Origin of the sequence: Kitasatospora sp. NPDC047058 (assembly GCF_040643935.1) — a bacterium.
GTDB lineage: Bacteria > Actinomycetota > Actinomycetes > Streptomycetales > Streptomycetaceae > Kitasatospora.
In genome coordinates this window covers 1-9,075 of sequence record NZ_JBEYVJ010000295.1, presented here as the reverse complement: position 1 = coordinate 9,075, position 9,075 = coordinate 1, and the positions used below count along the sequence as shown (strand labels likewise).

Sequence of the window (9,075 nt, the reverse complement as noted above, 5' to 3'; positions counted from 1 at the left end):
CTGGAACGGGACCTTCCGCGTGGTGACCATGACCCGGGCGGAGCTGGAGCCGGAGATGGAGGCTCCTCCGCGCCCCGCGCGTGTGCCGGCCCGGCCGGGGTCAGGCCGCGTTGGCCTTGTCGTAGGCCTCGCGGACGGTGCTGGGCACCCGGCCGCGGTCGTTGACCTCCAGGCCCTGCTCCTTGGCCCACGCGCGGATCTTGGCGGTGTCCGGAGCACTGCCGGCCGGGCGCGGGGCGGTGCCGCGGCCCGGACGGCGGGCACCGGCGATCCGGCCGCTCTGCTTGCGGCCCTTCTCCACGTACGGCGCCAGCAGACCGCGCAGCTTGTCCGCGTTGGCGCTCTTCAGGTCGATCTCGTAGGCAACGCCGTCGAGCGCGAACGTCACCGTCTCGTCCGCCGAACCGCCGTCGAGATCGTCTTCAAGAATGACCTGCACCCTCTGTGCCACGGGCTTCCCTTTCCGCTAAACGACCCATTGCCTAAGGAAAGGAAAGCGCCTTTCTGCGGAAAACACAAACCCCTGCCCCGGCCGGGAGCCGCTCACAGGTGCAGCAGCATGCGCGAGTTGCCCAGTGTGTTGGGCTTCACCCGCTCCAGGTCGAGGAACTCCGCGACACCTTCATCGTACGAGCGGAGAAGTTCTTCATAGACATCCGTAGCGATCGCCGCCGGGTCTGTCGTACCATCATCGGTTTCCTGGAGCTCGCCGATCTCGACGAAACCGTGTTTCGCGAAGAACGGGACCTCGAACGTCAAGCAGAAAATCCGACGGACGCCCAGCCAGCGCGCGGTCTGCAGCAGCTTCTCCAGCAGGAGATGCCCGACGCCGTGCCCGCGGCAGGACGGGTCGACGGCGAGCGTACGAACCTCCGCGAGATCCTCCCACATGACGTGCAGTGCGCCGCAGGCCACGACCGTCCCGTCGTCGTCCCGTTCCGCGACCCAGAACTCCTGGACGGATTCGAACAGTGTGACAGTGGGCTTGTCGAGCAGAATGCCGTCGCGCGAGTAGGCGTCGATGAGCCTGCGCACTGCCCGCACGTCCGTGGTCCGCGCCCGGCGGATGGTGACCTCCATGGCGGGACGTTATCGTGCCGGCCCGGCCGCGGTCTCCCCGGTATCGGGCCCGGAATCCGGCGGGGGCGGCTCGGCCGGGAACAGGGCCGCGACCCGCAACGCGTCCCGCAGCGCCTCGCGTTGCCCGGGCGACATCAGGCCGAAGAAGTGCACCAGGGCCGCCGCCGGATTGTCACTGGTGGCCCAGGCGTCGTTCATCAGGGCCGCCGTGTACGCCTCGCGGGACGAGACCGGTTCATATCGATAGGCCCGTCCGGCGCGCTCGCGGCGCAGCCAGCCCTTTCTGTGCAGCTTGTCCAGGACGGTCATCACCGTGGTGTACGCGATTTCGCGTTCCGACTGCAGATCCAGGAGAACCTCGCGAACGGTGACCGGTCGGTTCCACCGCCACACGCGGGTCATGATGGCGTTCTCAAGTTCGCCGAGTTGCCGGACCATAGTGCGGCCAGGATAGGGAGTGAATGGGGCAAATCCCGTGAAGTGCCGCCAAACCGGCGCGCCGCCACCCCCGGGAATCGGGAATGGCGGCGCGCCGGTGCCTGCGGGCGGCTGACGGGGTCAGTCGACCAGGTCCTCCTTGGCCTTCTGGGCCCCGCCCTGGCTGCGGATGATGGCCCGCACCAGGAAGCCGAAGCCGATCGCCATGACCAGCGGCGGGACGATCGCGCTGACGTAGTCCATCAGGTCACTCCTCCTCGGTCTTCTCCGCCGTGGCGGCGGACGCCTTGGGCTCCGGCTTGACCAGCGGGAAGAGCACGGTCTCCCGGATGTTCTTGCCGGTGAGCAGCATGATCAGGCGGTCCACCCCGAGGCCGAGGCCGCCGGTGGGCGGCATCGCGTACTCCAGGGCCCGCAGGAAGTCCTCGTCGACCTGCATCGCCTCGACGTCGCCGCCGGCCGCCAGCAGGGACTGGGCGGTGAGGCGGGCGCGCTGCTCGACCGGGTCGACCAGCTCGGAGTAGGCGGTGCCGATCTCGGTGCCGAAGATCACCAGGTCCCACTTCTCGGCCACGCCCGCGATCGAGCGGTGCTGGCGGGTCAGCGGGGAGACCTCGGTCGGGTAGTCCTTGATGAAGGTCGGCCGGACGGCGTTCTCCTCCAGCAGGCGCTCGACCATCTCCAGGACGATCTGGCCGTGGCCCCACTCCTTCTCGAAGGGGATGCCGTGTTCGGCGGCCAGCCTGCGGAGCTCCTCGACGCCGGTCTCCGGGGTGACCTCGGTGCCCAGGCGGGCGGAGATGCCCGGGTAGACGGCGACCTCCTCCCACGGCTCGGCCAGGTCGATCTCGTGCTCGACGCCGTGCGGGTCGAGGCCCTTGATCACCGTGGTGCCCAGCGCGTCCCGGGCGGCGTTGATGATGGTGGCCCGGATCAGCTCGGCCTGGGTGTCGTAGTCGCCGTAGGCCTCGTACGACTCCAGCGAGGTGAACTCGGGGTTGTGGGTCGAGTCCGCGCCCTCGTTGCGGAAGTTGCGGTTGATCTCGAAGACCTTCTCCGCGCCGCCGACCACGAGCCGCTTGAGGTACAGCTCGGGGGCGATCCGCATGTAGAGGTCGATGTCGTACGCGTTGATGTGCGTCTTGAACGGGCGGGCGTTGGCGCCGCCGTGCACCGGCTGCAGCATCGGGGTCTCGACCTCGATGTAGCCGCGCTCCTCGTAGGTGCGGCGGATCGAGCGGACCACCTTGGACCGCAGGTGCAGGATCTCGCGGGCCTCGGGGTTGACGATCAGGTCGACGTACCGCTGGCGGACCCGGGCCTCCGGGTCGGTCAGGCCCTTGTGCTTGTCCGGCAGCGGACGCAGGCACTTGGCGGTGAGGGTCCAGTCGTCCACCATCACCGACAGCTCGCCGCGGCGGGAGGTGATCACCTCGCCCTCGACGCCGACCTGGTCGCCGAGGTCGATGTCGGACTTCCAGGCCGCCAGCCGCTCCTCGCCCAGCTTGTCCAGGGAGAGCATCACCTGGAGGTCGCCGCTGCCGTCGCGCAGGGTGGCGAAGCAGAGCTTGCCGCCGGTCCGGGACAGGATCACCCGGCCGGTGATGCCGGCCCGCTCGCCGGTCGCGGTGTCCGGAGCGAGGTCCGGGTGCTTGGCACGGAGGTCCGCGATGGTGCTGGTCCGGGGGAAGCCGACCGGGTACGGGTCGACGCCGGCCGCCCGGAGCCGGTCCAGCTTCTCGCGCCGGACGCGCATCTGCTCGGGAAGGTCGTCGGTCGCGGGGAGGGGGCTCTGATCGCTCACCCCACCAGGGTAGCCAGGCTCACGGGGTGCTCCGCGACGGGATGTCCCCGCCACGGGCCGGAGGGGGGAGACCGCGGGTGCGGTCTCCCCCCTCCACGGGCGGGGTGCGGTCAGCCGGTGCCGGTGGCGAGCTCCAGTTCGTCCGGGGCGGCGGGGGCGGCCGGGCGGGCCGGCGGCTTGGGACGGCGGCCGAACAGCTCGGCCGGGGTGGGCATCCGGTGCGGCGGGTTCTGGGGAGCGGCGGGCTTCTCGGTGCCGGCGTCGGTGCTGCTCATCGGGATCCGTCCTCCAACAGGGGTGGGGAGACTGCTCGGGGGTGCGGCAGGGCTCGGTACGGCGACGAGGTGGCGCTGCCCGGTGGTGAGGGCGAGCCGTTCCCGGACGGCGGCCTCGGCCAGGGCGTGGCAGCGGCCGGCCAGCCGCGAACGGCGGGACCGCTCGTGCTGCCCGCACGGCTGGCGGGTCAGCCCGCGCAGTGCGGTGAGGTCCTCGGGCCCGGGGAGGTAGCCGTCGGTGACGGCCTCCTCCAGGCGTTCCAGGTAGCCGGTGGCGCTGCCGGGCAGCGCCGCGCGGTAGCGGCCGAGGTCGGCGAGCAGGAAGGCGCGCAGCCGGCCGCCCTCCTGGACGGCCTCGTCGATCGCCTCGGTCAGGCGAAGGGCGTCCTGGACGTCCTCGGCCCACAGTTCGGCGCCCGCGCCGGCGAACGGCAGCCGGTCGGGGACCTGGAGGTGGACGGGGACGGCGGGGTGCAGGGCTTGGGCGAGGGCGCGGCGCAGCACGCGGACTTCGTCGGCGCTGAAAGCCATGCCGCCGCGCGATCCGTGTGGCGTAGGCATGGGTTGACACTACGTGAGGAATATCCGATTTGTCGGTAACGTCGCGCCGACGCCCCACGTTCGGCCGGTGCGCGTGCCGCCGGACGTGCCGTGGACGAACGGGCCCGGCGGGGGCGGGGCCCGTCCGTCGGGCGGTGCGGCGCTCCGGTGTCCGCGGTGTCTCAGCGGCGCAGCGCCTCGGCCGGCTGGACCCGGGCCGCCCGCCACGCCGGGTAGACGCCGGCCAGCAGTCCGGTGGCCAGGCCGACGGCCGGGGCGGCGGCCACCGTCGCCGGGTCGACGACCGGGGTCCAGTCCCGGGCCAGGGCCACCCCGAGCACGGTGAGCACCCCCAGCGAGCTGCCGACCAGGCCGCCGACCAGGCCGAGCGAGGCCGACTCGGCGAGGAACTGGCCGGTGATGTGCCGGCGCCCGGCGCCCAGCGCCCGGCGCAGGCCGATCTCGCCGGTCCGCTCCAGGACGGCCACCAGGGTGGTGTTGGCGATCCCGACCGCGCCGATCACCAGGCAGATCCCGGCGAGCAGCAGGAAGAGCCGGTCGAGGTCGGAGGTGACGCCGGAGCGCAGGGTGCGCGGGTCCGGCGGCGGCACCGGCTTGAAGTACTCCGGGCGGGCCGGGTCCAGGGCGAGCGCGGCCTCGTCGGCGATCTGCCGGGCGGCGCCGATCCGGGTCGAGATGATCATCTTCGCCCGGTCCTGCACCGGCGGTCCCCAGAGCCGCTCGGCGGCCCCGCGCGGCACGGTGACGGAGAGCAGCAGGTCGGCCTTGCGCCGGACGTCGCCGACGATCCCGATCACGGTGAACGGCTTGCCGTCCAGGAAGACCGCGGGCTGGGTGTCGAGCGTGGTGATCCCCAGCCGGGCGGCCACGGCGGCGCCGACCACGGCCACCTGCCGGCCGCCGGCGTCGTGCCAGGAGTCGAAGGTGCGGCCCTGCACCAGCTGCGGCTCGGCGGCGGCGAGGACGCCGGCCGAGGCGGCGACCACCGCCACCTGGTCCCCGCCGGACCGCCGGCCGACCGGCGCGGCCCGGACGGTGCCGGTGGCCTGGCGGACCGGCCAGTAGACGCCGGCCGCCTCGACCCCGTTCAGCCGCCGGATCCGGGCGTCCGCGTCGGCGGGGAAGGAGAGCCGGGTCAGTTCCGGATGCGGGCCGCCGGTGTCCTCGACGCTCACCTCGGTCGCCGACAGCACGCTGAACCGGGAGTCGATCTGGGCGGAGGCGGTGGCGGTCAGCCCGAGGACGGCCACGAAGGCGCCCACCCCGAGGACGGTGCCGAGGCCCGTCAGCGCCGAGCGGGCCGGGCGCCGGAGCACCCCGGCCAGGGCCTCGGCGAGCAGGTCGCGCAGCGGCAGCCGGGTCGGCTCGACCGCGCGGGTGCGGCGGCGCGGCCTCATGCCGTGGCCACCTCCCGCAGCACGCCGTCGCGGATCGCCACCGTCCGGCGGCCGCGGGCGGCCACCTGCGGGTCGTGGGTGATCAGCAGGACGGTCAGGCCCTGCGCGTGCAGGTCGTCCAGCAGGGCGAGGACGGACTCCGCGGTGGCGCTGTCCAGGTTGCCGGTCGGCTCGTCGCAGAGCAGCAGCGAGGGCCGTCCGACCAGCGCCCGGGCGATCGCGACCCGCTGTCGCTCGCCTCCGGAGAGCCGGGTCGGCAGGGCGTCCAGCCGGTGGCCGAGGCCCACCCGGACGAGGGCCGCCCGGGCGAGCTCCCGCCGCTCGGCCGCGCTGCGGCGGCCCCGGGACGCCGTGTACAGCAGGGCGAGCCCGACGTTCTCGGCCGCCGAGCGGTGCGGCAGCAGGTGGAAGGACTGGAAGACGAAGCCGATCCGGCGACCGCGCAGCGCCGTGCGGCCGCCGTCCGGGAGCGTGCCGGTGTCGATGCCGTCCAGCAGGTACCGGCCGGAGGTCGGGGTGTCCAGCAGGCCGGCCAGGTTGAGGAAGGTGGACTTGCCGGAGCCGGACGGTCCGGTCACCGTGACGTACTCGCCCGCGGCGACGGTCAGGTCGCAGGGCCTGAGCGCGGTGACCGGGGGCGGCCCGGGGTAGGTCAGGCCGACCCGGCGGAACTCGATCACGGGTGTGCTCACCGGCCGCCCACCCGGGCCGAGGCGTCCTTCACACCGACGATCACCTGGTCGCCGGGCTTGAGCGCGCCCTCGGTCAGCGGCCGGACCTCCGTGCTGCCGCCGCCGGCCGTGCCCGGGGTGACCTCGACCCGGCGGCGCTGCCCGTTCTCGTGGACGGTCACCACGGTCCTGCCGTCGGCCGTCGCGGAGACCGCCGACAGCGGGACGACCAGGACCGGGCCGGCCGAGGAGGCGGCCTGGACGGTGAGCCGGACGTCCTGGCCGGCCAGCCCGGGGTCGAGCGGGGCGTCCGGCTGGACCACCAGCTGGTAGCCGGCCGGGTTCCCGCCGGCCTGGCCGCCGCCGCCCGCCTGGCCGCTGCCGCCGCCCTGCTGGCCGGTGCCGCCGCCGCCCGCCGGCGGGCCGTCGCCGGGGGTGTCGGCCACCGCCGAGACCGTGGCGGCCGCCTTGGTGCCGGTCAGCTCGGAGCGGATCTCCACCTGCTGGCCGGGGCGGACCAGGCCCTTGTCGGAGACGGTCAGCGTGCCCTTGACCACCAGGGCCCCGGCCGAGACCGTCAGCACCCTGCCGCTGACCTCGCCGCCGATCCGGCCGGACACCGAGTCCACCCGGGCCGGGAAGCCGGAGAGGAAGAGGAGCTCGGCGGCCGGGACCATCGGGCCGTCGGCGGCTCTGGCGTCGGCGGCCTTCTTCTGCAGTCTGGCCAGGTCCTCGCCGGCCCGGGTGACCTGCTTCCGGGCGGTGTCGACGGCCGTGCGGGCGGCGTCCACCGGGTCCTCGCCGGCCGCGGCGCCCGTGCCCGCTCCGCCCGTGCCCGTTCCGTCCGTGCCCGTTCCGCCCGCCCCCGCGCCGCCGGCGGCGGTACCGCCGGGGCCACCGGAGCCGGCCGGCGGGATGGCCGGCGGGGTGGCCGGAGCGGTGGCCTGGGCGCTCTGCCGGGCCTGCTGGGCGGCCACCGCCTCGTCGTAGCGCTTCCGGGCCGCCTTCAGCGCGTCCTGGGCGTCCGAGAGCGCCCGTTCGCCGCCGGTCACCGCGTCCTGTGCGGCACCCACCTGGGCGTCCCCGTCGGGGGAGGCCGGCAGCGGGTCGTAGCCGCGCGCCGCGTAGAAGGCCTTCACCGCGGCCTCGGTGGCCGTCCCGTAGGAGCCCTCGGGGTCGCCGTCGGAACCGAACCCGAGCTCCTCCAGGGCCTGTTGGAGCTGCTTGACGTCCTGGCCGGCGGCCCCCGGCCGGAGGTCCCGGTAGACCGGGAGGTCGCCCTTGAGTGCGAACACCGGCCGCCCGGCCACCTCCAGCACCGACTGGCCGGGCCGGACCTGGTCGCCGGCCTTCACCGGCAGTTTGGTCACCACCGGCCTGGCCCCGCCCGTCCCGCCACCGGCCGGCGCCACGTCCACCGACTGGCCGGCGCTGACCTGCCCGCGGACCACCACCGAGTCGGTCAGCACCCGCTTCTCGACCGGGGCGGTCAGCACGTCGGCCGGCGGGGGCTTGCTCTCCGCCGCCGCCTGCGCGGGCGACTTGATCACCAGCGAGGCGGCCAGCCCGCCGCCGGAGACGGCCACCGCGGCCGCCACCACGACCAGCAGCAGCCGCCTGCGGCGCTGCAGCCCGTGCTGCCCGGAGCCGGCGTCCGGCGGTTCCGCCCCGCCGGCCGGCGCGTCCTCGGCCGTCACGTCCGGCACCTTCGACTCGGTCACGCCCCACCCTCGATCCGGCCGTCCGGGCCGAAGCCGACCGGTGCGGCCAACCAGGCTTATCTACGGCAGAGTTGACGGTATATCAGATCGCCCTCGCCCCTGACCCGAAGGGCCGGTCGGCGAGCTTCGTCCGGGCCCCGGCGCCCTGCCCGACGGCGCCGGGCGGCTCCGTGCCGGATCCGTTCCCGCACCCCCTCGGCACCTGACGCCGCCTGGCCGCGAGCCCGGCAGCACCGGGCCGCGGGCGCGAAACTAGCACAGCGGGCACGGCCGTCGGCCCCGTACGGGAATTGTCCCGTTCGTGCCCGGCGGACCGTCCGGCACCGGGAAAAGCCGGCGGGCGCCTGTAACATCCCCGGCCCGCCGCAGGTCATCCAGGTGTAGGGGAAAACGAGGCGGGGGGAGCCCGGCGGATGGCACGAGAAGGTCAGCTTCGGACGGCGGGGGGCCGGGACCGGGACGAGGATTTCCGGGCCTTCGCGGCGGCCCGGACCCCGCACCTGTACCGGACCGCCTGCCTGCTCGCCGGCGGCGACACCCACCTGGCGGAGGACCTGGTCCAGGAGACGCTCGGGCGGATCTACGTCCAGTGGCACCGGACCTCCTGGTTCGCCCCGCGCGCCCGGATCGACAACCCGGCCGGGTACGCGCACACCGTGCTGGTGCGGGCCTTCCTGTCGCACCGCAGCCGGCGCAGCAGCGGCGAACAGCCCGTCGACGCCGTCCCGGACACCGCCGTGCGGGAGAGCGACCCCGCGCTGCGGCTGGCCCTGGTCGACGCACTCGCCCGGCTCGCGCCCCGCGACCGGGCGGTGCTGGTCCTGCGCTACTGGGAGGACCGCAGCGTCGAGGAGACCGCCGAGATCCTGCGCCGCAGTTCGGGCGCCGTCCGGACGCAGACCGTCCGGGCGCTCGGCCGGATCCGCACCGTCCTCGGCGACGGCCTCGGCGAACTCGCCGAGCGCTGAGGCGCCCTGGGCGGACACGCCCCACCCGGCTCACCCACGTCCATCATCAACCGACCGACCCGAAACGATGCAGCACCATCTCCGCCAGCGCCTCAACCACCACGCCCGTGAGCGCTGGCCGCACGTGAACGCCATCACGGTCCGCTTCCGCTCCGGATTC

General features: G+C 74.3%; 10 protein-coding genes. 1 reads left to right on the top strand and 9 read right to left on the bottom strand.

Annotation, left to right across the window (positions count from 1 at the left end):
* Nucleotides 1-100: 100 nt before the first annotated feature.
* From ABZ885_RS30375 to ABZ885_RS30335, 9 genes are all read right to left on the bottom strand, one after another.
* Nucleotides 101-451: an Lsr2 family protein gene (locus tag ABZ885_RS30375; RefSeq protein WP_360195527.1), complete on the bottom strand. Its 351-nt coding sequence runs from the start codon at nt 449-451 to the stop codon at nt 101-103.
* A gap of 92 nt (nt 452-543) precedes the next feature.
* Entirely contained in the window at nt 544-1,080 is a 537-nt protein-coding gene (locus tag ABZ885_RS30370; protein ID WP_360195524.1) for an amino-acid N-acetyltransferase, read from the bottom strand.
* A 9-nt stretch (nt 1,081-1,089) separates the two neighbouring features.
* Nucleotides 1,090-1,518, bottom strand: a complete 429-nt coding sequence (locus ABZ885_RS30365; protein ID WP_360195521.1) for a BlaI/MecI/CopY family transcriptional regulator — start codon at nt 1,516-1,518, stop codon at nt 1,090-1,092.
* Between the two features lie 120 nt (nt 1,519-1,638).
* Entirely contained in the window at nt 1,639-1,761 is a 123-nt protein-coding gene (locus ABZ885_RS30360; RefSeq protein WP_256463529.1) for a hypothetical protein, read from the bottom strand.
* A gap of 4 nt (nt 1,762-1,765) precedes the next feature.
* On the bottom strand, nt 1,766-3,322 hold the full coding sequence (gene lysX / locus ABZ885_RS30355) for a bifunctional lysylphosphatidylglycerol synthetase/lysine--tRNA ligase LysX (RefSeq protein WP_360195518.1): 1,557 nt from the start codon (nt 3,320-3,322) through the stop codon (nt 1,766-1,768).
* A 110-nt stretch (nt 3,323-3,432) separates the two neighbouring features.
* Nucleotides 3,433-4,128, bottom strand: coding sequence for a hypothetical protein (locus ABZ885_RS30350; RefSeq protein WP_360195515.1), 696 nt, complete (start codon nt 4,126-4,128; stop codon nt 3,433-3,435).
* A 191-nt stretch (nt 4,129-4,319) separates the two neighbouring features.
* Nucleotides 4,320-5,555, bottom strand: coding sequence for an ABC transporter permease (locus ABZ885_RS30345; protein WP_360195512.1), 1,236 nt, complete (start codon nt 5,553-5,555; stop codon nt 4,320-4,322).
* On the bottom strand, nt 5,552-6,247 hold the full coding sequence (locus ABZ885_RS30340; protein ID WP_360195509.1) for an ABC transporter ATP-binding protein: 696 nt from the start codon (nt 6,245-6,247) through the stop codon (nt 5,552-5,554). Before ABZ885_RS30340 ends, ABZ885_RS30345 begins: the two co-directional genes overlap by 4 nt.
* On the bottom strand, nt 6,244-7,947 hold the full coding sequence (locus ABZ885_RS30335; RefSeq protein ID WP_360195507.1) for a peptidoglycan-binding protein: 1,704 nt from the start codon (nt 7,945-7,947) through the stop codon (nt 6,244-6,246). Before ABZ885_RS30335 ends, ABZ885_RS30340 begins: the two co-directional genes overlap by 4 nt.
* Before the next feature lie 413 nt (nt 7,948-8,360).
* On the opposite strand from ABZ885_RS30335, the gene ABZ885_RS30330 reads away from it, so the two are divergent.
* On the top strand, nt 8,361-8,915 hold the full coding sequence (locus ABZ885_RS30330; RefSeq protein WP_360195504.1) for a SigE family RNA polymerase sigma factor: 555 nt from the start codon (nt 8,361-8,363) through the stop codon (nt 8,913-8,915).
* Nucleotides 8,916-9,075 lie beyond the last annotated feature (160 nt).